Source organism: Amycolatopsis stemonae (assembly GCF_054781455.1).
The window spans coordinates 715,622-739,040 of sequence record NZ_BAAGUJ010000001.1 but is presented as its reverse complement, the minus strand read 5'-3'; the positions used below and the strand labels follow the sequence as shown (position 1 = coordinate 739,040).

Here is a 23,419-nt window from a genome sequence, read left to right as displayed (position 1 = left end):
AAAACCGCTGTCCGGCATGCCCGGGATGTCGGTAGTTTCACCTCGGCTCGGCGAGGGGAGGCAGTGGTGGAGGAGCCGTGGCGGCCGCGGTGGTGGTTGTTCTGGAACCTGGGCGGGATCGCCGTCGTGCACCTGGTCGCGGAGGGCGGCTGGACGACGACGACCACGATCGCGTTGCCGATCGCGCTGGCCGTGACCCTGGTGCTCGTGTTCGTCCGGCGGCTGCCGTGGTGGCTCACGGGTGAGCTGCCGCGGGGGCGCCGGGTGCTCGTCGTGGCCGGTGTCGCTGGCCTGCTCCTCGTCGACGCCCTGGTCGTCTTCTCGCTGGTGCTGCACCCGCCGCACGGCGCCGACATCGTCTACGCCGGGGCGTTCGCCGCGACCTTCCTGGGCGGATCGGCTTACGGCCTGGCCCGTCTCCTGCCGAAGGGGCCGCAGACCCGGCGCGCGGCGTTGCGATGGCGCCTCTGGTTCGCCACCGCGGCGGCGTGGACGGCGGGCGCGTTCGTGCTCGCGCTCGAGGTCGCGGCGATCGTGCTGGTCGGCGGCTGGCTGCCGTGGTTCGTCCCGGTGGCCGGCGGCGTGGCCGTGCTCGCGCTCGCGGCGTGGCGGTCGGACCTGGCCGGCCCGGCCCGGTGCCTCGCGAGCGACCACTGGACGCCGGTCGCGGCCGCGTCGTTCGACGTGCGCCCGGGCGAACCGGTGGACGGCTGGGCGGTTCTGCCGGGCGACGTCCGGATCCGGTTCCACCTGCCCGTCACACCGCCCGACGTCGCCGCCGAACTGGCGGACCGACGCCGGCTCTGGCTGGCCGGCTGGCCCTCGGAGTACCTCGTCGCGGGCCTTCCGGACGGCGGCAGCTACGCCGTCGGGGTCATCGGCCACCGCCGCGGTGGGGGTAAAAACACGGTTCCCGCACCGGACGGCGCCTGGTTGGCTCACCGGTCATGAAGACAGTGCAGCTCAGCTTCCCGGCGCCGCCCGAGGCGTTGTGGAACGCGCTCCCGGCCGGCGTCGCGGCGATCGGCGGGCAGGGCCCGTTCTACGACGCGCACCGCGGGTTCGTCTCGTTCCGGACCGGGATGAGCATGCTGAGCTGGGGCCAGGAGATCACCGCGACCGTGGCACCGGCGGCCGGAGGCTCGACCCTCACGGTCATGACGAACCTCAAGTTCGGCCTCTTCGACTGGGGCGAGGGCAAGCGGATCGCCGGCCGGTTCGCCGACGCCGTCGCCTTCTCGGCCGGGACCGCCGCACAGGCCTGAGGGCCCCGCTCACCCGCCCTGGGGGTGTGAGCGGGGCCCGGCGGGTCAGCGCCAGCCGTCGACGCCGCCCGGCACCGGCGCGGCCGGGTCGTACGGCGTGCGCGTGAAGATGAACGTGGCCAGGTCGAGGTGCGTGGCGACGCCCTCGGCGTCCCGGCCCACCACGAGCGTCTCGCCGGCGTAGTAGCCGTCGAGGCCGACGTAGGTGTCCGGGCCGGTCGCGCGGAAGCGTGAGCTGCGCCCGGCGCCCTCGGCCGGGGCGAGCAGGAGCAGCCCGTCGCCCTGGACGCGCAGGTGGTACGGCGTCGGACCCCAGTGCCAGAGCCCGGTGAGGGGGAGCAGCGCGGGGTCGACGGCGGCGGGCCGCCACTCGGCGGGCAGGCGCGGCTCCCGCTCGTCGGTCGTGGTGATGAGGTCGAGGCAGAGCTGGGTGATGCCGACCCCGGACGTCGAGTTGGTGAGCACGAGCGCGCCGGTCTGCGCGGCCGGGTCGACCAGCGTCACGGCGAGGAAGCCGGGCATCGAGCCGGTGTGGCCGGCCAGCCGGCGGCCCTGGTAGCGCACGACCATCAGGCCGAGCCCGAAGCCGGTCGTCCAGACGTCGGTGTCGTCGACGGTGACCATGGTCCGCATCTCGTCGATGGTCTCCGGGGCGAGCACGCCGCCGCCGTGGCCGCCGAGGAACGCCGTCCAGCGGCCGAGGTCGGTGGCGGTCGACCACAGCTGCCCGGCCGGGGCCATCGCGCCGGCGTCGGGGCTCGGCTCCGGCAGCAGGACGTCGGCGAAGGGGTGCACGGCGAAGCCGTCGGCGTGCGCGCCGACCGGGTGCGGCGTCGTGCGGGTCATCCCGAGCGGGCCGAGGACCTCCTCGTCGAGCACCGAGAGCCAGCCCTTGCCGCGGTGGCGCGAGACGAGCTCGCCGAGCACGCCGTAGCCGACGTTCGAGTAGTGGAACCGCGCGCCGGGCCGGTGCTTGGTGGCGCCTTCGGCGAGGCTGCCGACCAGCGCGTCCCAGTCGGCGCCGGGCGTGCGCTCCCACCAGAGCCCGGGCGACTCCGACGTCAGGCCGGAGGTGTGCGACAGCAGCTGCGCGACGGTCGCGGCGCCGAACGGCGTGCCGGGCACGTGCTTTTCGAGCGGGTCGTTGAGGTCGAGCAGGCCTTCGTCGCGCAGCCGCATGACGGCCGTCGCGACGAGGGTCTTGGTGATCGAGCCCAGCCGGTACTGGGTGTCGGTGCCGGGCCGCTCGCCGCCGACGCGCCCGCGGCCCCCGGACCAGACGATCTCCCCGTCCCGCACGACGGCGGCGACGAGCGAAGGAGCCCGGCAGGCCGCCTGCTCGTGGGCGATCCGGCGGAGCAGGGCGTGTTGGGTCGACTCAAGCATGCCTGGCATTCTGCCGCCCACGCCCCGGCCAGGCAGGTCCCGGCCCGTCACCGCCGTGCGCAACCGGGCATCACACGTGATTGGAGAGGCATCACGCGTGATTGGAGAGGCATCGCCGTGATGCCCGTTCAATCACGCGTGATGCCTGCTCAATCACGTGTGATGCCCGGTTCGGGTCAGCCCAGGAGGTTTTTCGACATTGCTGTGGTCACTGCCGCCGTGCGGTCCGACACGCCGAGCTTGCCGAACACCCGCAGCAGGTGCGTCTTCACCGTGGCCTCGCTGATGTGCAGGGCGCGGCCGATGTCGGCGTTCGTTCCGCCCTTCGCGACCAGCCGCAGCACCTCGACCTCCCGGGCCGAAAGGGGCTGCGGCTCCGGGTTGCGCACCCGGTTGACCAGCTTCCCGGCCACCGACGGCGCCAGCACCGTCTCGCCGCGCGACGCCGCGCGGATCGCGTTCGCCAGCTCCACGCGCGAAGCGTCCTTCAGCAGGTAGCCCGACGCTCCCGCCTCGACCGCGCGAAGGATGTCGGCGTCCGTCTCGTACGTCGTCAGCACCACGATCCGGCGGCCCGGCTGCTCGCGCAGGATCCGCTTCGTCGCGCCGACGCCGTCGAGGCCCGGCATGCGCAGGTCCATCAGCACGACGTCCGGCTGCGCGACGCGGTCGAGCGCGACGGCTTCGTCGCCCGAACCCGCCTCGCCGACGACCGTGAGGTCCGGTTCGGCTTCGAGCATGCCGCGCAGGCCTTCGCGGACGACCGGGTGGTCGTCGACGAGCATGATGCGGATCAAGCCGGCACCTCCAGGGTGAGTTCGGTGCCGCTCGGGCCGCTCCGGACGCTCAGTGTGCCACCCACCTGCTCGGCCCGGGACCGCATGCCACGCAGCCCGAAGCCGCTGACGCCATCGGGGTCGAAGCCGACGCCGTCGTCGCGCACGAACAGCCGCACGGCGTCGTCCACAACGGACAGCCGCACCGAGACGGACGAGGCGGCCGCGTGCCGCCGGACGTTGTTCAGCGCCTCCTGCGCGCCCCGCAGCAGGACCACTTCGCCGGCCATGCCGATCGCCGGGAGCGCGTCGTCCACTTCGTACCGGACGGCGACGCCCGCCTCGTCGGCGAGCCGGTCGGCCTGGCGGCGGACGGCGTCCACAAGGGACCCGGACGCGAGGTCCGCAGGCGCCAGCGCGGCGACCATCGTGCGGGCCTCGGCGAGGTTCTCACGCGCGGTCCGGGCCGCGAGTTCGACGTGCCGCCGCGCCGCCGCCGGGTCGCTGTCCAGTTCGGACTCGATGGCTTCGGCGAGGGTGACGATGCTGGTGAAGCCCTGGGCGAGCGTGTCGTGGATTTCACGTGCGAGCCGCTCGCGTTCGGCCGCGGTGCCCGCCTCGCGGGAAAGCCGGGCGACCTCGGCCTGGCTTTCCTCGAGCCGGTCGATCAGATCGGCCCGAGCCCGGCTTTCCTCGATGACGTGCAGGATGAACTTGCCGGACAGGATCCCGAACACGACGAGGATCGCGGTCATCGGCAGCAGGATGTGCAGCGCCGGTCCCCTCAGCCCGTCCGCGGCGATCGCCGAGAGCGGGCTCAGCAGGATCACCAGCGTGGTGAGCACCGCGGCCGGGCGGAACCCGAGCGTCGAGAACAGCAGCGGGCACACCATGAACAGGATGAAGCTGGACGTCGTGTCGGCGAACATCGCGACCGCGACCAGCGCGACGACGACCACCGCCAGCAGCCACCGCTGCTTGAGGTGGCCGTCGTCGCGCACCACCCGCCGCCCCCACAGCAGGTAGGTCAGCGCGAGCGCGGTGAGCGCCCCGACCGCGACGACGGTGCGCACCGGATCGGCTTCGTCCAGCAGCACCAGCGTCGTCGTGGCCGCGTACGCGACCGCGAAGAGGATCTCCCAGAGCCAGTTGAACCGGTCCCAGGCGTCCTTCACCTCGCGTCGGTCCACCTGAAGCTCAGCCGCGCGAGCACCGCGCCCACCACGCACCAGATCCCCAGCACCAGCGCCACCCGCGGGAGCTCCCATGACCCAGCCATCTCCATCCTCACCGCGGCGTCCGGCAGGAACACCGACCGGAAACCCTGGCAGATCCACTTCAACGGGAAGAACGACGCGATCTCCACCATAACTTTCGGCAGGTTCGTGATCGGCGAGACGAACACGCCGGAGATGAACTGCAGCACCAGGTACAGCATCTGGACGATGGCGACGGCGCCGTTCGTCGACTTCGCGAGCGAGCTGATCGCGATGCCGAGCAGTGTGCACGAGACGATGCCGAGCGCGAACACCCACACCAGCGTCAGCCACTTGTCCGGCGCGGTCGGCAGCCGGAGCCCGAACAGCAGCATGGCGACGGCGACCATCAGCACGGTCTGCGCCAGGCTGGACACCGCGACCAGCACCATTTTGCCGACGAAGTAGGACGCGGGCGGCATGGGCGTGCCGCGAAGCCGTTTGAGCGCCCCGGTTTCCCGGTCGCCGGCGACGCCGGTCGCGATGCTGTTGAACGACGTCGAGACGATGCCGGAGCCGATCATCCCGGCGGCCAGCAGCTGCCCGGACGTGACGCCTTCGAGCGCGGTCGGACCGTCCAGGATGGACCCGAGCAGGATCATCAGGACCGCGGGCAGGGAGAAGGTGAAGACCACCTGTTCCTTGTGCCGGAAGAACTGCCGCAGCTCGGTGCCGCCGCGGGCGAGCCCGAGCGACAGGGGGCCGGGCAGCGCGAGGGTGGTCATGCCTTGTCTCCGATCAGGTCCAGGTAGACGTCCTCCAGGCTCGGCCTGGTCACGGTCAGCCCGGCGAGCTCCCTACCCCCAGCAGAGAGCTCGTTCACGAGCTTGGTCGGGTACGCGGTGCGCTCGGCGTGCTCACCGCGTTCGTCGGACCACCGCACGGTGGCCTCGGCGGCGGCGCGGCCCCCGAGGTTCCGCGGCGTGTCCTGCGCGACGATCGCCCCGCGCGCGATCACCGCGACGCGGTCGGCGAGCGCCTCGGCCTCGTCGAGGTAGTGGGTCGTCAGCAAGATCGTGGTGCCCTCGGCGGCGAGGTCGCTGATCAGCGTCCAGAACTGCCGGCGCGCCTCGGGGTCGAAGCCGGTGGTGGGCTCGTCGAGGAAGAGCAGTTCGGGCCGCCCGACGATGCCGAGCGCGACGTCGACACGGCGCCGCTGCCCGCCCGAGAGCGACTTGACCCGCGCCCTGGCCTTCTCGGTGAGCCCGACCTTCTCGATGACCTCGTCGGGATCCCGCGGGTCCGGGTAGTACTTCGCGAAGTGCCGCACGGTCTCGGCGACGCTCAGCTCGGCGGCGTCGTTGGCGGTCTGCAGGACGATCCCGATCTTCGACCGCCAGGCACGGCCCGCCCTGCCCGGGTCCTCACCGAGCACGCTGACCTCGCCGGCGGTGCGCTGCCGGTGCCCTTCGAGGATCTCGACGGTCGTGGTCTTGCCGGCCCCGTTCGGGCCGAGCAGGGAGAAGACCTCACCCTGGGCGATGTCCAGGTCGAGGCCGGCCACCGCGAGGTGACCGGGGTACTGCTTGCGCAAGCCGCGCACGCTCACTGCTGTGGTCATGGGTTACAGCCTGGTCCGGCGGCGGCTTGATCGGGAGCAACGCTCAGCTGAATCCCGGTGTCCATCGATCGGTGGACACGGCCACCCATGCCCAGACCAGCCGTGGTTTCCCGTGGAACCACGAAAACGCCGTCATACAAGCAAAAACACGGCGAATGCATGAAGGCCGGACCGCCGCCAGCCGCCGCGCGAGTGAACCGTGCTATTGACAACTTGTCTAACATGACAGAATGTCTCACAAGTGGGTGACCGCCAGTGACGGTGTCCGCCTCTCCGCGCACGTCGAGGGGCGGGACGACCGGCCCACCGTCGTGCTCGTGCACGGCTATCCCGACAACAGCTCCATGTGGGCCGGCGTGGTCGCCGAGTTGCGGGACGACCACCGGGTCGTCACCTACGACGTCCGAGGGGCCGGACAGTCGGACAAGCCGTCGGGACGCTCGTCCTACCGGCTGGACCAGCTGGCCGACGACCTCAAAGCGGTCGTCGACGCTGTCCAGCCCGAAGGGAAGGTCCACCTCGTCGCGCACGACTGGGGGTCCATCCAGACCTGGCACGCCGTCACCGGGGACGGGCTGCGCGGGCGGGTCGCGTCCTACACGTCCATCTCCGGTCCGAGCCTCGACCACGCCGGCGCCTGGTTCCGCGCGCAACTCACCCGTCCGACGCCGAAACGCCTCAAGAACGCCCTGAGCCAGTTCCTCCACTCCTGGTACATCCTCGCGTTCCAGATCCCGCTCATCCCGCAGCTGCTCTGGCGCACCGGCCTGCTGGGCAAGCAGATCCAGCGCATGGAACCCGACGCCGCGAGGCCGGACAAAGAAGACGGCATCCACGGCCTCGAGCTCTACCGCGCCAACATGTTCACCCGCCTCTCCCGCCCGGCGCCGCGCCCCGCCGACGTCCCGGTGCAGGTCCTGGCCCCGACCGGCGACGCCTACGTCACCACGCCGCTGCAGACCGAGGTCGTGCGCTGGGTGCCGGACCTGCGGATCCGCCGGATCGTCGGGACGCACTGGGTCACCCGCGCCAAGCCCGCGGTGGTCGCGGGAGCCGCGGCCGAGCTGATCGAGTACGCCGAAACCGGCGTCGAAAGCCGCGCGCTCAAGCAGGCGAAAGCGACGAAGTTCGAGCACAAGCTCGTCGTCGTGACCGGTGCCGGCAGCGGGATCGGCCGCGCCACCGCGCTCGCCTTCGCGGCCGAGGGTGCCGACGTGATCGTCACCGACATCGACCCCGCGAGCGCCGCCGAAACCCTGAAACTGCTGGGAAGTCACGGCCTCGGCGAGTACACAGTGGACTCCAGTGACGGCGACGCCGTGCACCGCTTCGCCGAGCAGGTCCGCAAGGAGCACGGCGTCCCGGACATCGTGGTCAACAACGCCGGCATCGGCATGTCCGGCCCGTTCCTCGACACGTCCGTCGAGGACTGGGAGCGTGTCATCGACGTCAACCTCTGGGGCGTGATCCACGGCTGCCGCGCGTTCGCGCCGATGCTGGCCGAGCGCGGCGAAGGCGGCCAGATCGTCAACTTGGCTTCCGCGGCCGCCTATCTGCCGTCGAAGATCCTCACAGCTTATGCGACGACGAAGTCCGCCGTGCTGACGTTGAGCGTCTGCCTGCGGGCCGAGCTGGCCGCGCACCACATCGGCGTCACCGCGGTGTGCCCGGGCATCGTCAAGACGAACATCACGAACACGACGCGGTTCGTCGGAGTGTCCGAAGAGGAGCAACGGCGCCGGCAGAAGGAAAGCTCGAAGCTGTACGCCCGACGGGGTTTCGGTCCGGAAGGCGTCGCCAGGGACATCCTGCGGGCCGTGGAAAAGGACACCGCGATCGCACCGTCCACACCGGAGGCCAAGGTCGCGCTGGTCCTTTCGCGGCTGACGCCCGGTCTCCTCCGCCAGGCCGCGAAGCTGGACCTGACGCCGTGAGCCGGCCGCGGCGGATGTCGCCGCAGGCCCGCCGCGACGACCTCATCCGGGCCGCGCTCGACCTCTTCGGCTCGCGGGCGCCGGAGCTGGTCACGGTCGACGACATCGTCGCGCGCGCCGAGGTGTCGCGGCCGCTGTTCTACCGGTACTTCTCCAGCCTGCGCGAACTGCAAGTGCAGGCCCTGCGCACGGTCACCGACGGGCTCACCGACGGCCTGGCCGGGCTCGAGGAAGGCCCGCCGGAAACGCGCCTGAAGGGGGCCGTCCGCGGCCTGATCGACGTCGCCGACCACTACCGCGCGGGGTACATCGCCCTGCTGCGCACTGGTTCCGTGATCGCGACGTCGGAGACGGACGCGGCGATCGACGAGGTCCGCAACCGCGCGGTGGCCCTGATCCTGGACGCCCTCGGCGTCGAGGACCCGTCACCGCTGCTGTCGCTGACCCTGCGCTGCTGGACGGCGGTCGTCGAAGGCGCGCTGCTGAGCTGGCTGCAGGAGGGCGGCGTCCCACGCGAAACCCTGGACACCTGGCTCGTCGACCAGCTCACGGCCATGCTCGGCGCGACCACCGCACACGAAGAGGCCGTCACTTTCCCGGGAAAGTGACGGCCTCTCCGAGGGGGTCAGTGCTTGGTGACCAGTTCCCAGCCCTCGACGTCCTCGGGGCTGCGCGGCTCCGGGCCGACGTACTTGGCCGACGGCCGCACCAGGCGTCCGGTGCGCTTCTGCTCCAGGATGTGCGCGGCCCAGCCGGCGGTGCGGGCCGAGCTGAACATCGCGGGCATCATGTGCGGCGGGACCTGGGCGAAGTCCAGGATGACCGCGGCCCAGAACTCGACGTTCGTCTCGATCGGGTGATCCGGGCGCCGCTCGCGCAGCTCCTTCAGGGCAGCCTGCTCCAGCGCGGCGGCCGCCTCGAAGCGGGCGGCGCCGAGCTCCTGGCAGGTGCGGCGCAGCACGCGCGCCCGCGGGTCCTCGGCGCGGTAGACGCGGTGGCCGAAGCCCATCAGGCGTTCCTTGCGGTCGAGGATGCCCTTGACCAGGCCGGCCGGGTCACCGGTGCGCTCGACCTCTTCGATCATCGGCAGCACGCGCGCCGGGGCGCCGCCGTGCAGCGGGCCCGACATCGCGCCGATGGCACCCGACATGGCCGCCGCGACGTCCGCGCCGGTCGAGGCGATGACGCGGGCGGTGAAGGTCGAGGCGTTGAGGCCGTGCTCGGCGGCCGACACCCAGTAGGCGTCCAGCGCCTTGACGTGCGCCGGGTCCGGCTCGCCGCGCCAGCGGATGAGGAACCGCTCGGTGATCGAGTGGGCCTCGTCGACGCGGGTCTGCGGCACGGCGGGCTGGCCGATGCCGCGCGCCGACTGCGCGACGTAGGAGAGGGCCATCACCGAGGCGCGGGCCAGCTGCTCACGGGCCTCTTCGTCGGTGATGTCGAGCAGCGGGCGGTAGCCCCAGATCGGCGCGAGCATGGCCAGCGCGGCCTGGACGTCCACCCGGACGTCGCCGGTGTGCACCGGCAGCGGGAACGGCTCGGCGGGCGGGAGGCCGTGGCCGAACCGGCCGTCCACGAGAAGTCCCCATACGTCGCCGAAGGTCACCTTGCCGGCGAGGTCTTCGATGTCGACGCCGCGGTAGCGCAGCGCACCGCCGTCCCGGTCGGGTTCGGCGATCTCGGTGTGGAAGGCGACGACGCCCTCCAGACCCGGTCGGAAGCCGTCGTCGGGTTGGCCGGACGGCTGTGGCTTGCTGATCGTGGAGGTAGTCACTGTTTCGCGGAACCTTTCGGTGCGCTTTTTTCCCCGTCTTGGTGGTGGTGTCGCGCGGACGGAATAGCGCACGGAAAGCGCGCACCATCGCACGGATGGATAGACCTTGCTCCCTCGATCGCCGGGGGGCAATCGAAAGATGCGGTGGTTTCGGTCACGATTACGAGAACGATTCAGTCACCGGAGCCGTCGCACAGGAGAATTTTCGCCACTCAGTGTGACGAAGCCCAGGTAAAACCTGTGTTTCCGAACCGGGCGGCCGCGTGGTCCGGGTGATAGACCTAGCGCATGCACCTCAGCCCGCAGGAGCGCGACAAGCTGCTCATCCACGTGGCGGCCGACGTCGCGCGGAAGCGGCTGGACCGCGGCGTCAAGCTGAACTACCCGGAGGCGGTGGCGCTGATCACCGACCACGTCCTCGAAGGGGCCCGCGACGGGCGCACGGTCAGCGAGCTGGTCGCGAGCGGCCGGACCGTGCTCTCGCGGGCGCAGGTCCTCGACGGCGTGCCCGAGATGGTCGACTCCGTGCAGGTCGAGGCCACGTTCCCGGACGGCACCAAGCTCGTCACCGTGCATGACCCGATCGTGTGAGGGACGCCGAATGCATCCTGGCGAAATCATCCCCGGTGCCGAGCCGGTGGAGCTGAACCCCGGCCGCGAGCGCGTCACGCTGCTCGTGCGCAACCTCGGCGACCGGCCGGTCCAGGTCGGCTCGCACTACCACTTCGCCGCGGTCAACCCCGCCCTCGAGTTCGACCGCGACGCCGCCCGCGGCCGCCGGCTCGACGTCCCGGCGGGGACGTCGGTGCGGTTCGAGCCGGGTGTCGAACGGGAAGTCGATCTCGTGCCACTCGCCGGCGCGCGCCGTGTTCCGGGCCTGCGGTCCGAATTCTCCGGGGAGTTCTGAAATGCCGCAGATCGACCGCGAGCGCTACGCCGAGCTGTTCGGCCCGACCACCGGCGACCGGATCCGGCTCGCCGACACCGACCTGCTGATCGAGGTCACCGAGGACCGCTCGATGGGTGCCGGCGGCTCCGGTGACGAGGTGCTCTTCGGCGGCGGCAAGGTCATCCGCGAATCCATGGGCCAGGGCATGGCGACCCGGGCCGAGGGCGCGCCCGACCTGATCATCACGGGCGCGGTGATCCTCGACCACTGGGGTGTCGTCAAGGCCGACGTCGGCGTGCGCGACGGCCGGATCGTCGGCATCGGCAAGGCGGGCAACCCGGACACGATGGACGGTGTCGACCCGGCCCTGGTCATCGGGCCGTCGACCGAGGTGCTGGCGGGTAACGGCAAGATTCTCACCGCCGGCGGCATCGACTGCCACGTCCACTTCATCTGCCCGCAGCTCGTCGACACGGCGCTGGCCTCGGGACTGACCACTTTGGTCGGTGGCGGTACCGGACCCAACGAGGGCACGAAGGCGACGACGGTGACGCCCGGCGCGTGGAACCTCGGCCGGATGCTGTCCGCCATGGACGGTTACCCGGTCAACGTCCTGTTGCTGGGCAAGGGGAACACCGTCCGGCAGGAGGCGCTGCGCGAGCAGCTCGCCGCCGGTGCGGGCGGCTTCAAGCTGCACGAGGACTGGGGCACGACACCGGCGGCCATCGACGCGTGTCTCACGGTGGCCGACGAATCGGGCGTCCAGGTGGCGATCCACACCGACACCCTGAACGAAGCCGGGTTCCTGGAGTCCACTGTGGACGCCATCGGCGGCCGCTCGATCAACGCCTACCACACCGAAGGGGCCGGCGGCGGGCACGCGCCGGACATCATCGAGGTCGTCTCGCTGCCGAACATCCTGCCGTCCTCGACCAACCCGACCCGGCCGCACACCGCCAACACCCTCGACGAGCACCTCGACATGCTGGTGGTCTGCCACCACCTCAACCCGTCGGTGCCGGAGGACCTCGCGTTCGCCGAGAGCCGGATCCGGCCGTCGACGATCGCCGCCGAAGACGTCCTGCACGACCTGGGCGCCATTTCGATGATGAGCTCGGACTCGCAGGCGATGGGCCGGATCGGCGAGGTGATCATCCGGACGTGGCAGACGGCGCACGTGATGAAACGCCGTCGCGGCGCACTCCCGGGCGACGGCGCGGCCGACAACCTCCGCGCCCGGCGGTACGTCGCCAAGTACACGATCAACCCGGCCATCGCGCACGGCATGGAGACCGAGATCGGCTCGGTCGAGGTCGGCAAGCTCGCCGACCTCGTCCTGTGGGAGCCGAAGTTCTTCGGCGTCCGCCCGCACGTGGTGCTGAAGGGCGGCTTCCCGGCGTGGGCGGCGATGGGCGACGCGAACGCGTCCATCCCGACACCGCAGCCGGTGCTGGCGCGGCCGATGTTCGGCGCGAACATCGGGGCGGCCCTGAGCCTGCACTTCGTCGCACCGTCCGCTTTGGACAGCGGCCTGCGCGAGACGTTCGGCATCACGCGACCGCTGGTCGCGGTGGCGAACACGCGGGCACGCACCAAGGCCGACATGGTCCTCAACGACGCCACGCCGGACGTCCGCGTCGAGCCCGACAGCTTCGCGGTGCACGTCGACGGCGAGCTCGTCGAGCCGCAGCCGGTGACGGAACTGCCGATGGCCCAACGGTACTTCCTGTTCTGATGGACCTCTCGGCGCTGATCCTCGCGGACTCCCGCTTCCCCGGCGGCGGGCACGTCCACAGTGGCGGGATGGAGGAAGTCGTCGCCCGGCGGCTCGTGACGTCCGTGCGCGACCTGCCCGGGTTCCTGTCCGGCCGGTTGCGCACGGCGGGTGCCCTGGCGGCGGTGTTCGCCGCCGCCTCGGCCCACGCGGCCGTCACCCGCGGGAACTGGTCGCTTTTGGACAGTGAGCTGGAGGCGCGCACTCCATCGCTCGCGCAGCGCGAAGCTTCGCGGGCGCAGGGCCGGGGAACCGCGCGGGCGGGCCGGATCGCTTGGCCGTCCCCGGTGCTGGACGCGTTACTGGCCGAAACCCCGCGTCCGCACCACCCGATCGTGCTGGGCGCGCTCGTCGGCGTCGCGGGCGGGTCGCCGTACGACGCCGCGATGGCCGCCGCCTACCTCGGGGTGAGTGGCCCGGCGAGCGCGGCCGTGCGGTTGCTGGGGCTGGATCCCTTCGCCGTCAACGCGGTCGTGGCCCGGCTCGACCTGCGGTCGGTGGCGGCGGAAGCGGCGGCCGTGGCCGGGGACGACCCGGTCTCGCTGCCGTCGCCGGGGTCGCCCGCGTTGGATCTGTTCGCCGAGGCGCACGCCCGGCACCACCAGGAAGAGGTGCGTCTCTTTGCCAGCTGAAGGCCATGGCCACGGTCACTTCCACGAGGTCAACTTCGACCCGACGGCCGCCGAACCCGACCACTACGACGCGGCGCCCACGACGGGCCGCGCGTACCGGATCGGCATCGGCGGCCCGGTCGGCTCCGGCAAGACGGCGCTGACCGCGGCGCTGTGCCGAGCGCTGGGCGACGAGGTGAACCTCGCGGTCGTCACGAACGACATCTACACGACCGAGGACGCGGACTTCCTGCGCCGCGCGGGGGTGCTCGACCCGGCGCGGATCGAGGCCGTCCAAACGGGAGCGTGCCCGCACACGGCGATCCGCGACGACATCACCGCGAACCTGGACGCGGTCGAGCGCCTGGAGGAGAAGTTCCCGGGCCTGGACCTGGTGATCATCGAGAGCGGCGGCGACAACCTGACGGCGGTGTTCAGCCGCGGGCTGGCCGACAGCCAGATCTTCGTGGTGGACGTCGCCGGCGGCGACAAGGTGCCGCGCAAGGGCGGCCCCGGCGTCACGACCGCGGACCTGCTGGTGATCAACAAGATCGACATCGCGCACCTGGTGAACGCGGACATGGACGTGATGACGTCGGACGCGCACCGGATGCGCGGCGACCTGCCGGTCGTCACGCAGTCCCTGGTGGACACCCCGGACGCGCCGGACGTGGCCGCCTGGGTCCGTTCCCTGCTGTGAAGGCCCACGCCCGGTTGACGGCGTGCTTCGACGGCACGCGCACGGTGCTGCGCGAACTCCGGTCGATGGCGCCGTTGACGCTGTTCCCGCGCCGCCGGTCCGGCTCGACGGCGGTGGTGCACCTCGTCAACTCGGCGACTTCGCCGCTGGGCGGCGACGAACTGCTGCTCACGGTGCACGTCGGCCCGGGCGCTTCACTGCGGCTGTCCGGCGTGGCGGCGACCTTGGCGCTGCCCGGCCTGCACGGCGAGCCATCGGTGTCCACAGTGGACGTCGTGGTCGAGGCGGGCGGGTCGCTGGAGTTCCTGCCGGAGCCGACGGTGATCACGTCGCGCGCCCGGCACACGGCGGAGTTCCGCGCGCAGGTGGCGTCGGACGCCCACCTGCACACACGGGAAGTGCTCGTGCTGGGCCGCGCGGGCGAGTGTCCCGGGTCGTTGACGACGTCCCAGCACGTCACGCGGGGTTCGGTGCCGGTGCTGCGGCAGACGTTGTCGATCGGCTCGGACCTGGACGGGAGCTTGGCGGTGCTGGCGGGTCGCCGGGTGCTGGCGACGGACCTGGTGGTCGGCGGCCCCGATCTCCCACCGGCCTCGGGTGACTGGTGGTCCCGGACGCCGCTCGCCGCCGGGGGCACCCTCACGACTTCGCTGGCGCCCGACGCCGTCACCGCGCTGAAGGTGTTCTGACCGCTCGCCGGAGAAGGCCCCCTGCGCCGTCTCCGGCGAGCGGAGGCCTCAGAACTTCGTGCCCAGCCAGGTCAGCGCGACCGGGCCACCCACCGAGACGCCGCCGATGTGCTCCAGCAGGGGGAATTCCTGCCAGGTCACCGACGCGCCCAACGACTTCCAGCGGTCGCGCAGCTCTTCGCCCACGGAAAACGGAATCAGCTCGTCCAGTGTCCCGTGGTACAGGAACACCGGGGCTTTCGGCGCCACCGTTCCGAGGTGGTTCGCGGCGAGCCGCGCTTGCCAGTGCGGCTCGTGGATCGGGTCCGGGACCGTCACGAAGTCCTGCAGGTGCGCGAACGGTGCCGCCGCGCCCAGTTCGATCGTGCACGCCCGGGACACCCGGGCCACCGCTTCGCGGCCGCGGTCGTTGAGGATCGACGCGAACGGCACGTCGGGGTACGCCGCCGCGAAACCCGTTGCCGCGCCCAGGACCAGGCCGAACGCCGCGCCGCCGTCGTTCGCGCGGAACACCGCGTTCAGGTCCGCCGGCACCCCGCCCGCCGCGACACCGACGACGTGCAGCGAAGGTGCGTAGGAACCTTGCAGTTCAGCTGCGAAAGCCGCAGCCTGACCGCCTTGTGAGTAACCGAAAACGCCGACCGGGCCCGACGGCGACAACCCGGCGCCGGGTACCCGCGAGGCGGCACGCGCCGCGTCGAGCACCGCCCGGCCTTCGGACTGCCCGACCGCGTACGTGTGCGTGCCCGGCGTGCCGAGCCCTTCGTAGTCCGTGACGACGACCGCCCAGCCCCGCGACAAAGCCTGTGCCAGCAAGGCACTTTCGTTCTCGGTGCCCTGCGCCAGCAGGCGGGAAGGCGCGCACTGGTCGCCGAGCCCGTGCGTGCCCACCGCGTACGTGATCAGTGGCCGGGGGCCACCACCCGCCCACGGCGCCGGCGGGACCAGTAGCGTGCCCGAGACCGCGTTCGGCTCGCCGGTGGCCGACGTCGAGCGGTACAGGAGGTGCCATGCCTTGACCGGGGCGGGAAACGGGCCGAGGAACACCGTCGTCGGCTGAGCGGACAGCAGCACACCGGGATCCGCCTGCGCGACGGGAGTCGTCACTGCGAAAAGAACGGTGACCGCGACCAGCAACCGACGAAGCACCATTGCCTCCGGCCCTTTGGTAATCAAGATTTTCACAAAATAGCCAGCCCGGTAGTATCTGGCAATCCCTCAGAAGGAGGAGACAACCGGTGGCTCGCACGTACGGCGGCGTCGCGCCTGAGCAACGCCGCGCCGATCGCCGGGAGCGGCTGCTCACGGCCGGCCTCGAGCTGTTCACCTCCACCGGCTTCCGGCACACGAAGATCACCGAGGTGTGCGCCCGCGCCGGGGTGTCGACCCGGAACTTCTACGAGGAGTTCTCCGGCAAGGAGGACGTCCTGCGCACCCTCCACGACCGGATCAACAGCCTCGCGCTCGAGCACGTCACCGCCGAGCTCGACAAGGTCGCCGACGCCGACGCGCTCACCCGCATCTCGACGTTGCTGGACGTCTTCATCGCGACCGTCACCGCGGACCCGCGGATGCCGCGCCTCACCTACGTCGAAGCGGTCGGCGTCAGCACCGAGCTGGAGGCGCAGCACCAGGTGTGGGTCGACCGCTGGGCGAACTTCATCGCCGCGGAGGCGACCCGCGCCGCGGAGCACGGCGTCGCGCCGGCGCGCGACTACCGGCTCACCGCGATCGCGCTGGTCGGCGCGGGGACCGGGCTCCTGCGCGAGTGGCAGGCGCACGAGCCGCCGCTGCCGGTGGAAGACGTCGGCGCGGAGCTGCGCGCGCTGATGCTGGCCGCCATCATGCGGCCGGAAAAGATCATGGACATCCCGGGCAACCCCGGCGCGCTCCCGGACGTGAAGGAGTCGAGCCGGGAGGGGGATCCGGGGGGAGGCCGGCTCGCGTGAAGGCCCTTTGCCCACGGCAAAGGGCCTTCACGGACACTACGGCGTACGAACCGCCGGGAGGCCGAGCGCGACCGGACCCTTCGTCTGGCAGACGTCGTGACAGCTGTTGTCGAGCGTGCAGCACAGCGAGCAGATCGGGCCGTCCTGCTTCGCGCAGTCCGCGACGTCCGGCAACTCGTACGGATCGCCGCAGACCGAGCAGGTGTGCGTCGCGCGCAGGTCGGCGTCGGGGCCGATGACCGTGTTCGGCCGGGTCAGGTACGTCCGGCCGCGGGTGACGGCGGCGAGCGCCGGCACCAGCACGATCGCGATCACCAGCGCCAGCAGCGGGCTGAACGCGGCGAGGAACGGCCCGAACGCGCCGAAGTACGCCACGATCGACACCACCGACGCGACGACCATCGAGCCGAACCCGACGGGGTTGATCTTGGGCAGGTAGGCCCGCTTGAACTCGATGTAGCGCGGCGAGAGCCCGAGCGGCTTCGCGATCACCAGGTCGGCGCACACCGCGCCGATCCACGCGATCGCGACGTTCGAGTAGAAGCCGAGGATCTTGTTCAGGAAGGCGAACGCGCCGAACTCCATCAGCGCGAGCGCGATCCCGCAGTTCACCAGCACGTACCAGACGCGGCCCGGGTGCTTGTGCAGCACGCGGGAGAAGAAGTTCGCGAACGACAGCGACCCCGAGTACGCGTTCGTCGTGTTGATCTTGATCTGTGAGACGACGACGAACAGCGCGGCGAACGTCAGGGCCACCGGGCCCAAAGCCGGCTTCACCGCTTCGAGGTACGGCGCGATCGGCTCGAGCGCGTGCGTCTTCCCGACGACGCCGAGCGCGAGGAACGCCAGCAGCGCGCCACCGATCTGCTTCGCGGCGCCGAGGATCACCCAGCCGGGTCCGGCGGCGAGCACCGCGGCCCACCACGACCGCTTGTTGTCCGCTGTCTTCTCGGGCATGAACCGCAGGTAGTCGGCCTGCTCGCCGATCTGCCCGATCAGCGACAGCGCGACGCCCATGCCGAGGCCGAACCCGGTCGCGGAGAACCCGGACCCCGCGCCTTCGGTGCCGCCGAAGTGCGCGAACTCGGCGAACTTGCCCGGCTCGCGGACCAGCACGACGACGAACGGCAGCACCAGGCCGGCGATCCACAGCGGCTGCGTCCAGGTCTGCATCTTCGCGACCGCGCCCATGCCGTAGAGCGCGAACGGCAGCACGATCAGCGTCGCCAGCAGGTAGCCGATGGGCAGTGGGATGCCGAGGGCCAGCTCGAAGGCCTGGCCCATGATCGAGCCTTCGAGCGAAAAGAAGATGACGGTGAAGCTCGCGTAGACGAGCGACGTCAGCGTCGACCCGAAGTAGCCGAAGCCGGCTCCGCGGGTCAGCAGGTCCATGTCCACTCCGGACTTCGCGCAGGCGGCCGCGATGGGCACGCCGGTCACGAAGATGACGACGGCCGCGGCGAGGATCGCCAGGACGCCGGAGGTGAAGCCGTAGGAGAGGACGATGCTGGCCCCGATGGCGAAGTCGGCGAGGTAGGCGATGCCGCCCAGCGCCGTCGTCGCGACCACGAACGGTGACCATTTCCGGAACGAATGAGCGGCGAAGCGCAGTGAGTAGTCCTCGCGGTTCTCGTTCGCCGCGAGCGGGGCGTACCGCCGTTTCGGCGGAGCGCTTTCTTCCGCGTCCGACAGGGTCTCGGTCATGCCTGCCTCCGGGGTGGTGGGGAACGGGCCGAAAGGTAGGCGGGTCCTGTATCGATCCTGGTCCGGTGGGTAACGCCCGGGTTACGGCTTGTTGTACTGCGGTTACACGGCGGTGGTGTCGGGTGTCACCGTTCAGTGGGTTCCGCCGCAGCTCGGAAGGCCCTAACGTGCCTAGAGCCGAAGTCGACTGATGCCCCGACCGGGCGTGGAGGTTTGGCGATGACGCCGAGGATCGAGGACCAGGTGGAAGACGCCGTAGTTCGCCTGCCCGGAATGCGGGTCGCGTACGACGGAGCGGCGTTCGACGAGTCCGCGCTGGCGGCCACCTGGACCGACCAGCTGCAGGGCTGGCTGAACCAGGCGGTGGCCGCCGGGATCGCCGAACCGAACGCGATGGTGCTGGCGACGGCGGACGCCGAAGGCCGGCCGTCCTCGCGCACGGTCCTGTGCAAGGGCCTCGACGAGCGCGGCGTCGTGTTCTACACGAACTACACGTCCTCGAAGAGCCACGACCTCACCGCGACGCGCTACGCGTCGGTGACGTTCCCCTGGTACGCGCTGCACCGCCAGGTCCACGTCCGCGGCGAGGTCGAGAAGGTCGGCGTCAAGGAGACCGCGGAGTACTGGGCCCAGCGGCCGCGGGGTTCGCAGCTCGGGGCGTGGGCGTCGCCGCAGTCCCGGGTCGTCGACGGCCGCCGGGCGCTGGACAACGCGCTGAGCGGGATCGAGCGGCGGTTCGCCGACGTCGAGCAGATCCCGGCGCCGCCGCACTGGGGCGGCTGGCGGATCCGCCCGGACCTGGTCGAGTTCTGGCAGGGCCGCGAGGACCGCATGCACGACCGGCTCCGCTTCGTCCGCAACGACGACGGCTGGAGCATCGAGCGCGTCGCGCCGTAACCGCTTTCTCGAACGTGGCCTCCGCTTCGGCGGGGGCCACGTTCGCAGGCGACGAAAATCACGCGACCGGCGATAGTTAGCCGAGCTAAGCTCGACGGTTGTGACTTCCGAACCGGAGACCTTGCCGCCCCGCTCGGGCGTTCGCAAGCTCCTCGGCCGCATCATCGTCGACACCCGGCCGTTGAAGATCCCCGCGTTCCGGCGGCTCTGGCTGTCCACTGTGGTCACCGCGGTCGGGACCCAGCTGACCGCCGTCGCCGTGCCGAAGCAGGTCTTCGACCTCACCGGGTCCTCCGCCTACGTCGGCCTCACCGGGCTCGTCGCGCTCGTGCCGCTGCTGATCTTCGGGCTCTGGGGCGGGGCCGTCGCCGACGCCGTCGACCGGCGCAAGCTGCTCGTCGTCACCAACGTGCTCGTCGCGATCACCTCCGCGCTGCTGTGGCTGCAGGCGTTCCTGAACTTCGGCTCGGTGTGGCTCGTCCTTGGCCTGCTGGCCGTCAACCAGGCGCTCTTCGCGATCAACATGCCGACGCGCGGCGCCGTCGTCGCCCGGCTCGTGCCGCCCGAGCTGCTGCCTTCGGCCAATGCCCTGAGCTCGACGATGTCGACGTTCGGCGCGGTCTTCGGGCCGCTGCTCGCCGGCGCGCTCATCCCGGTCCTCGGCCTCTCGACGCTCTACCTGATCGACGTCGTCGCCCTCACGATCACGCTGATCGCGGTCTGGCGGCTGCCGGCGATCCCGCCGCTCAACGGCCCGTCGCGGCGCGCCGGCCTCAGCGACGTCATCGACGGCTTCAAGTACCTCGCGACGAAGAAGGTGCTGCTCGCGTCGTTCGTCGCCGACATCATCGCGATGGTCTTCGGCATGCCGCGGGCGCTGATCCCGGAGATGGCCGAACGCACGTTCGGCGACCCGCCCGGCGGCGGCCCCGCGCTCGGCTGGCTCTACGCCGCGCTGCCCGCGGGCGCGATGCTGATCGGGCTCTTCTCCGGCTGGCTGACGCGCATCCACCGCCAGGGTGTCGCGGTCGTCGTCTCGATCTGCGCGTGGGGCGCGGCCGTGGCGGCGTTCGGGCTCGCGCACTCGCTGTGGCTCGCCGTCCTCTTCATGGCCGCGGCCGGCGCGGCGGACATGGTCAGTGCGGTCTACCGGATGGCGATCCTGCAGGTCGCGACCACCGACGAGATGCGCGGACGGCTCCAGGGCGTGTTCACCGTCGTGGTCGCCGGCGGCCCGCGGATCGCCGACCTCGTCCACGGCTGGGGCGCCGCCGCGTTCGGCACCGAGGCCGCCGCGACCGTCGGCGGGCTGCTCGTGATCGTCTCGGTGTGCGCGTCGATGTTCCTGCTCCCGGCGTTCTGGCGGTACCGGGCGCCGACCGCTTAGGCCGTTCGGAGTACGGTGCCGGGCATGCGTACCCTCGCCGTCGTTTTGGTCGCTTCCGCCGCTTTGACCGCTTGCTCTTCGGGTGCCGAACCGGCGAAGACGCCGACGTCGTCGTCCGCGCCCAAGCCGAGCACGAGCGCGAAGCCCGCGGCGGCCGCCGACCTCGACCCGTGCGTGCTGCTGCCGGCGGACGCCGTCTCGAAGGCCCTGTTCCTCGACAACCTCAAGGCGGTCCCGGGCCCGTCCCGCGACACCTCGGCCAACGGCGGCAAGTCCCGCAGCTGCGAGTACCAGCTCGACGGCAAAGCGGCCGGCGCGCTGGCCGTGACCCGCTACGAGGGCCGCCAGGGCAAGCCGCAGGAGATGGTGGCCTCGATCAAGAAGGGCAAGCCGGGCGCGCAGGACATCCAGGGCTTCCCGAACGGCGCCGTCTTCTACACCGAGGAGCAGAAGACGGCGACGCTCGCTTCCGCGGAGCTGGTGTCCGGGACGCCGGTGCTGGTCAACTACACCGGCCCGGCGAAGATGACCGCCGACCAGATGGCGCCGCTGCTCAAGAAGGCTCTCGAAGCGAGCTGACGCTCACCGCCGCAGGGCGGCCAGCTCGACCGGGCTGTGCGCCGAGAACACCCTGACTTCGTTCTGGTGCTCCCGGGCCAGTTCGTGGAGCCGCTCGAGGTTCGCCAGCCGGGCCTTGCGGTCTGTCTGGACGAGGTTCTGGAACGCCGTCATGCCCGGCGGGCAGTGCGGGCTCACCGGGTCGAGCTGGCCGTGGAAGAAGTACGCGTCACCCGCGTGCAGGAGCCAGCCGTCGCCGGTGTCGACCGCGACGCCCGTGTGCCCGCGCGTGTGGCCCGTGAGCGGGACCAGCAGGATCTCCGGCGGCAGGCCCTTGAGCGAGCGGACCGCCTCGAAGCCGAACCAGGGCTCGCCCAGCTCGTCGTACGCGCTCCACAACGGCTGGTGCGCGAACTGGGCCGCGCGGTAGCGGTTCTTCTCGGCCGCGTTCGCCGGCGACGTCGCCGCGCGGTGTTCTTCCGACCGGACGTGCACGACGGCGTTCGGGAAGTCGGCCAGCCCGCCCGCGTGGTCGACGTCGAGGTGCGTCATCACGATGTGCCGGACGTCGGCCGGGTCGAGGCCGAGCGCGCGGATCTGCGCGACGGCCGTCTCGGCCTGCGCGAGCCGCGCGCCGACCAGCGCCATGAACGGGCGGCCCAGCCACTCGCCGGGACGCGCCACGGCCTGGGTGCCGAACCCGGTGTCGACCAGCACGAGGCTGTCGCCCGTCTCGACCAGCAGGCAGTGCGCGACCAGTTCGGCGCGGCGCAGCAGGCCGGGCTCGCCGTCGAGCAGCTTGCCGCCCGCCGGCCGCATCGATCCGCAGTTCAGGTGGTGCACCTTCATACCCTGCTCCTGCTCGTTTTTCCGGGGCCCGGGTGGCGAAGCCCCCGGTTGTCACCTGTGCTCAGCCGGAGGAAGTCGGTCTCGTCGTGCGCGGCGAACACGGTGACCTCGTCGCCGTGCTCCTGAACAAGCTGGCGCAGGCGGCGGTGATTGTCCAGTCGCGCGCCCTTCACCGTCTCCATCCGGCCCTCGAACCACTTCAGGCCCGGCGGGCAGTGCGGCTCGGCGTCGACCTGCCCGTGGAAGAAGTACGAGTCGCCGGCGTTGAGCAGCCAGCCGCTCCCGGTGTCGACGGCGACGCCCGCGTGCCCGCGCGTGTGCCCGGAGAGCGGGACCAGCAGGATCTCCGGGGGCAGCCCGTCGAGCTGCCGGACGGCGCCGAACCCGAACCACGGCTCGCCGGTGTCCGCATAGGACGTCCACTGTGGACCATGGGCGAACTGGATCCGGCGGTAGCGCCCGCGTTCCGCCGCGTCGCGCGGCTCGGTGAACGCCCGCAGCTCTTCGGCGTAGACGTGCACGCGCGCCCACGGGAAGTCGATGAGCCCGCCCGCGTGGTCGAGGTCGAGGTGGGTCAGCACGATGTCGCGGACGTCGGCCGGGTCGAAGCCGAGCGCGCGGATCTGCGCGATCGCGGTCTCCGCGGGATCTTCGACCGGGTTCGACCGGCGGACGAAACCCGCGCCCAGCCAGGCGTTCCGGTCGACGGCGGCGGGCGTGCCCATGCCCGTCTCGACGAGCACGAGCCCGGTGTCCGTCTCGAGCAGCAGGCAGTGGCACACCATGGTGGCGCGCCGGAGCAGGCCCGGCCGGCCGTCGACCAGCTTGCCGCCGAGCGGGCGCATGGTGCCGCAGTTCAGGTGGTGGACGCGCATCAGGACAGCTCCCGGTCGAGGGTGGCGTGCAGGTGGGCGGCGACGGCGCGCAGCGGCGCGACGTCCCGGCGGGTGCGGGCCAGCAGCAGCCCGCCTTCGATGGCGGCGAGCACGACGGTCGCCAGCTCGTCGGCGCGTCCGGCGGTAAGACCCTGCCCGGCAAGGTAGTCCCGCAGGATTCCGTGCCACGACGAATAGCCGTCGGCGCAGGCTTCCCGGATCGGCACGCTCTCCGCGGCGGCGTCGAGCGCGACCGTCGCGAGTGGACAGCCGCGCTGGAAGTCCGACCCGGTCAGGAAACCCGCCAGTGCGTCGACCGCGCGGTCGACGGCCGTCGCGGCATCGGGCGCGTCGCGCAGGACGGCTTCGAGCACGGCTCCGGTGCGTTCGCCGGAAAGCCGGACGGCTTCGGCGGCGAGCTGTTCCTTGCCGCCGGGGAAGTGGAAGTAGAGCGAACCCTTCGGCGCACCCCCGGCCGTCGTCAGCTGGGTGAGGCCGGTGGCGTGGTAGCCCTGGGTCTGGAACAGGTCGGCGGCGGTGTCGAGCATCCGCTGCCGCGTGTCGGTGCGACGGACCATGGCGCCG

At 71.4% G+C, this 23,419-nt stretch carries 25 protein-coding genes; 14 read left to right on the top strand and 11 right to left on the bottom strand.

The features are described from left to right. Positions 1-66 precede the first annotated feature (66 nt). Both ACYVLJ_RS03680 and ACYVLJ_RS03675 read left to right on the top strand, forming a co-directional pair. Positions 67-951: a hypothetical protein gene (locus ACYVLJ_RS03680; protein ID WP_460437740.1), complete on the top strand. Its 885-nt coding sequence runs from the start codon at positions 67-69 to the stop codon at positions 949-951. After that, a complete protein-coding gene (locus ACYVLJ_RS03675) occupies positions 948-1,265 on the top strand; it encodes a hypothetical protein (RefSeq protein WP_451968804.1) in 318 nt (105 codons plus the stop codon). The genes ACYVLJ_RS03680 and ACYVLJ_RS03675 overlap by 4 nt, the downstream gene beginning before the upstream one ends. A gap of 45 nt (positions 1,266-1,310) precedes the next feature. On the opposite strand, the gene ACYVLJ_RS03670 is transcribed toward ACYVLJ_RS03675, so the two are convergent. The 5 genes from ACYVLJ_RS03670 to ACYVLJ_RS03650 form a co-directional block, all read right to left on the bottom strand. Further along, positions 1,311-2,651: a serine hydrolase domain-containing protein gene (locus ACYVLJ_RS03670; RefSeq protein WP_460437739.1), complete on the bottom strand. Its 1,341-nt coding sequence runs from the start codon at positions 2,649-2,651 to the stop codon at positions 1,311-1,313. A gap of 176 nt (positions 2,652-2,827) precedes the next feature. Continuing rightward, a complete protein-coding gene (locus tag ACYVLJ_RS03665; RefSeq protein ID WP_460437738.1) occupies positions 2,828-3,448 on the bottom strand; it encodes a response regulator transcription factor in 621 nt (206 codons plus the stop codon). Continuing rightward, complete coding sequence (locus ACYVLJ_RS03660; protein WP_460438006.1) at positions 3,445-4,602, bottom strand: sensor histidine kinase; 1,158 nt, start codon at positions 4,600-4,602, stop codon at positions 3,445-3,447. Before ACYVLJ_RS03660 ends, ACYVLJ_RS03665 begins: the two co-directional genes overlap by 4 nt. After that, positions 4,599-5,408 (bottom strand): ABC transporter permease, encoded by an 810-nt coding sequence (locus ACYVLJ_RS03655; protein ID WP_460437737.1) that lies wholly within the window; start codon positions 5,406-5,408, stop codon positions 4,599-4,601. The genes ACYVLJ_RS03660 and ACYVLJ_RS03655 overlap by 4 nt, the downstream gene beginning before the upstream one ends. Continuing rightward, complete coding sequence (locus tag ACYVLJ_RS03650) at positions 5,405-6,244, bottom strand: ABC transporter ATP-binding protein (protein ID WP_451968796.1); 840 nt, start codon at positions 6,242-6,244, stop codon at positions 5,405-5,407. The genes ACYVLJ_RS03655 and ACYVLJ_RS03650 overlap by 4 nt, the downstream gene beginning before the upstream one ends. A 245-nt stretch (positions 6,245-6,489) precedes the next feature. Here ACYVLJ_RS03650 and ACYVLJ_RS03645 point away from each other — a divergent pair, with 245 nt between their 5' ends. Together ACYVLJ_RS03645 and ACYVLJ_RS03640 are read left to right on the top strand one after the other, a co-directional pair. Further along, entirely contained in the window at positions 6,490-8,178 is a 1,689-nt protein-coding gene (locus tag ACYVLJ_RS03645; protein WP_460438005.1) for an SDR family oxidoreductase, read from the top strand. Between the two features lie 14 nt (positions 8,179-8,192). After that, positions 8,193-8,786 carry a TetR/AcrR family transcriptional regulator gene (locus ACYVLJ_RS03640; RefSeq protein WP_451969854.1) on the top strand — a complete coding sequence of 198 codons (594 nt, stop codon included), beginning with the start codon at positions 8,193-8,195 and terminating at the stop codon, positions 8,784-8,786. A gap of 17 nt (positions 8,787-8,803) precedes the next feature. Here ACYVLJ_RS03640 and ACYVLJ_RS03635 read toward each other — a convergent pair whose 3' ends face one another. Next, positions 8,804-9,952, bottom strand: a complete 1,149-nt coding sequence (locus ACYVLJ_RS03635) for a citrate synthase 2 (RefSeq protein WP_451968794.1) — start codon at positions 9,950-9,952, stop codon at positions 8,804-8,806. Between the two features lie 288 nt (positions 9,953-10,240). Between ACYVLJ_RS03635 and ACYVLJ_RS03630 the strand changes: the two genes are divergently transcribed. Genes ACYVLJ_RS03630 through ACYVLJ_RS03605 form a run of 6 tightly spaced genes read left to right on the top strand, consistent with a single transcriptional unit; the run spans position 10,241 to position 14,615 of the window. Further along, complete coding sequence (locus tag ACYVLJ_RS03630) at positions 10,241-10,543, top strand: urease subunit gamma (protein WP_191306846.1); 303 nt, start codon at positions 10,241-10,243, stop codon at positions 10,541-10,543. 10 nt (positions 10,544-10,553) lie between these two features. Continuing rightward, positions 10,554-10,859 carry an urease subunit beta gene (locus ACYVLJ_RS03625; RefSeq protein WP_460437736.1) on the top strand — a complete coding sequence of 102 codons (306 nt, stop codon included), beginning with the start codon at positions 10,554-10,556 and terminating at the stop codon, positions 10,857-10,859. A 1-nt stretch (position 10,860) separates the two neighbouring features. Then, a complete protein-coding gene (locus ACYVLJ_RS03620) occupies positions 10,861-12,576 on the top strand; it encodes an urease subunit alpha (protein ID WP_460437735.1) in 1,716 nt (571 codons plus the stop codon). Next, on the top strand, positions 12,576-13,247 hold the full coding sequence (locus tag ACYVLJ_RS03615; protein WP_451968788.1) for an urease accessory protein UreF: 672 nt from the start codon (positions 12,576-12,578) through the stop codon (positions 13,245-13,247). The genes ACYVLJ_RS03620 and ACYVLJ_RS03615 overlap by 1 nt, the downstream gene beginning before the upstream one ends. Beyond that, a complete protein-coding gene (gene ureG, locus ACYVLJ_RS03610) occupies positions 13,237-13,926 on the top strand; it encodes an urease accessory protein UreG (RefSeq protein ID WP_451968787.1) in 690 nt (229 codons plus the stop codon). The genes ACYVLJ_RS03615 and ureG overlap by 11 nt, the downstream gene beginning before the upstream one ends. Beyond that, positions 13,923-14,615, top strand: a complete 693-nt coding sequence (locus tag ACYVLJ_RS03605; protein WP_460437734.1) for an urease accessory protein UreD — start codon at positions 13,923-13,925, stop codon at positions 14,613-14,615. Before ureG ends, ACYVLJ_RS03605 begins: the two co-directional genes overlap by 4 nt. 48 nt (positions 14,616-14,663) lie before the next feature. On the opposite strand, the gene ACYVLJ_RS03600 is transcribed toward ACYVLJ_RS03605, so the two are convergent. After that, positions 14,664-15,764, bottom strand: a complete 1,101-nt coding sequence (locus ACYVLJ_RS03600) for a lipase family protein (protein WP_460438004.1) — start codon at positions 15,762-15,764, stop codon at positions 14,664-14,666. 89 nt (positions 15,765-15,853) lie between these two features. On the opposite strand from ACYVLJ_RS03600, the gene ACYVLJ_RS03595 reads away from it, so the two are divergent. Next, entirely contained in the window at positions 15,854-16,564 is a 711-nt protein-coding gene (locus ACYVLJ_RS03595; protein ID WP_451968781.1) for a TetR/AcrR family transcriptional regulator, read from the top strand. A gap of 36 nt (positions 16,565-16,600) precedes the next feature. Here the strand turns inward: ACYVLJ_RS03595 and ACYVLJ_RS03590 are convergent, their stop codons facing one another. Beyond that, the gene (locus ACYVLJ_RS03590) at positions 16,601-18,268 is read right to left on the bottom strand and encodes a purine-cytosine permease family protein (RefSeq protein ID WP_460437733.1); all 1,668 of its coding nucleotides are present in this window, start codon (positions 18,266-18,268) and stop codon (positions 16,601-16,603) included. A gap of 219 nt (positions 18,269-18,487) precedes the next feature. Here ACYVLJ_RS03590 and pdxH point away from each other — a divergent pair, with 219 nt between their 5' ends. From pdxH to ACYVLJ_RS03575, 3 genes are all read left to right on the top strand, one after another. After that, positions 18,488-19,165 (top strand): pyridoxamine 5'-phosphate oxidase, encoded by a 678-nt coding sequence (gene pdxH / locus ACYVLJ_RS03585; RefSeq protein WP_451968778.1) that lies wholly within the window; start codon positions 18,488-18,490, stop codon positions 19,163-19,165. A 121-nt stretch (positions 19,166-19,286) separates the two neighbouring features. After that, on the top strand, positions 19,287-20,552 hold the full coding sequence (locus tag ACYVLJ_RS03580; RefSeq protein ID WP_451969853.1) for an MFS transporter: 1,266 nt from the start codon (positions 19,287-19,289) through the stop codon (positions 20,550-20,552). A gap of 24 nt (positions 20,553-20,576) precedes the next feature. Further along, a complete protein-coding gene (locus ACYVLJ_RS03575; protein WP_460437732.1) occupies positions 20,577-21,131 on the top strand; it encodes a DUF3558 family protein in 555 nt (184 codons plus the stop codon). Positions 21,132-21,134: 3 nt separating this feature from the next. Here the strand turns inward: ACYVLJ_RS03575 and ACYVLJ_RS03570 are convergent, their stop codons facing one another. The 3 genes from ACYVLJ_RS03570 to ACYVLJ_RS03560 are packed head-to-tail and all read right to left on the bottom strand — an operon-like array spanning position 21,135 to position 23,412. Continuing rightward, positions 21,135-21,959, bottom strand: a complete 825-nt coding sequence (locus tag ACYVLJ_RS03570; RefSeq protein WP_460437731.1) for an MBL fold metallo-hydrolase — start codon at positions 21,957-21,959, stop codon at positions 21,135-21,137. Next, positions 21,956-22,834, bottom strand: a complete 879-nt coding sequence (locus ACYVLJ_RS03565) for an MBL fold metallo-hydrolase (protein ID WP_460437730.1) — start codon at positions 22,832-22,834, stop codon at positions 21,956-21,958. Before ACYVLJ_RS03565 ends, ACYVLJ_RS03570 begins: the two co-directional genes overlap by 4 nt. Next, the gene (locus tag ACYVLJ_RS03560; protein WP_460437729.1) at positions 22,834-23,412 is read right to left on the bottom strand and encodes a TetR/AcrR family transcriptional regulator; all 579 of its coding nucleotides are present in this window, start codon (positions 23,410-23,412) and stop codon (positions 22,834-22,836) included. Before ACYVLJ_RS03560 ends, ACYVLJ_RS03565 begins: the two co-directional genes overlap by 1 nt. Positions 23,413-23,419: the final 7 nt, after the last annotated feature.

Coding starts and splice junctions, on each gene's coding strand:
- ACYVLJ_RS03675 (WP_451968804.1), top strand. CDS start 948: ATGAAGACAGTGCAGCTCAGCTTCCCGGCGCCGCCCGAGGCGTTGTGG.
- ACYVLJ_RS03670 (WP_460437739.1), bottom strand. CDS start 2,651: ATGCTTGAGTCGACCCAACACGCCCTGCTCCGCCGGATCGCCCACGAG.
- ACYVLJ_RS03655 (WP_460437737.1), bottom strand. CDS start 5,408: ATGACCACCCTCGCGCTGCCCGGCCCCCTGTCGCTCGGGCTCGCCCGC.
- ACYVLJ_RS03650 (WP_451968796.1), bottom strand. CDS start 6,244: ATGACCACAGCAGTGAGCGTGCGCGGCTTGCGCAAGCAGTACCCCGGT.
- ACYVLJ_RS03640 (WP_451969854.1), top strand. CDS start 8,193: ATGTCGCCGCAGGCCCGCCGCGACGACCTCATCCGGGCCGCGCTCGAC.
- ACYVLJ_RS03630 (WP_191306846.1), top strand. CDS start 10,241: ATGCACCTCAGCCCGCAGGAGCGCGACAAGCTGCTCATCCACGTGGCG.
- ACYVLJ_RS03625 (WP_460437736.1), top strand. CDS start 10,554: ATGCATCCTGGCGAAATCATCCCCGGTGCCGAGCCGGTGGAGCTGAAC.
- ACYVLJ_RS03620 (WP_460437735.1), top strand. CDS start 10,861: ATGCCGCAGATCGACCGCGAGCGCTACGCCGAGCTGTTCGGCCCGACC.
- ACYVLJ_RS03615 (WP_451968788.1), top strand. CDS start 12,576: ATGGACCTCTCGGCGCTGATCCTCGCGGACTCCCGCTTCCCCGGCGGC.
- ACYVLJ_RS03590 (WP_460437733.1), bottom strand. CDS start 18,268: ATGACCGAGACCCTGTCGGACGCGGAAGAAAGCGCTCCGCCGAAACGG.
- pdxH (WP_451968778.1), top strand. CDS start 18,488: ATGACGCCGAGGATCGAGGACCAGGTGGAAGACGCCGTAGTTCGCCTG.
- ACYVLJ_RS03575 (WP_460437732.1), top strand. CDS start 20,577: ATGCGTACCCTCGCCGTCGTTTTGGTCGCTTCCGCCGCTTTGACCGCT.
- ACYVLJ_RS03570 (WP_460437731.1), bottom strand. CDS start 21,959: ATGAAGGTGCACCACCTGAACTGCGGATCGATGCGGCCGGCGGGCGGC.
- ACYVLJ_RS03565 (WP_460437730.1), bottom strand. CDS start 22,834: ATGCGCGTCCACCACCTGAACTGCGGCACCATGCGCCCGCTCGGCGGC.
- ACYVLJ_RS03560 (WP_460437729.1), bottom strand. CDS start 23,412: ATGGTCCGTCGCACCGACACGCGGCAGCGGATGCTCGACACCGCCGCC.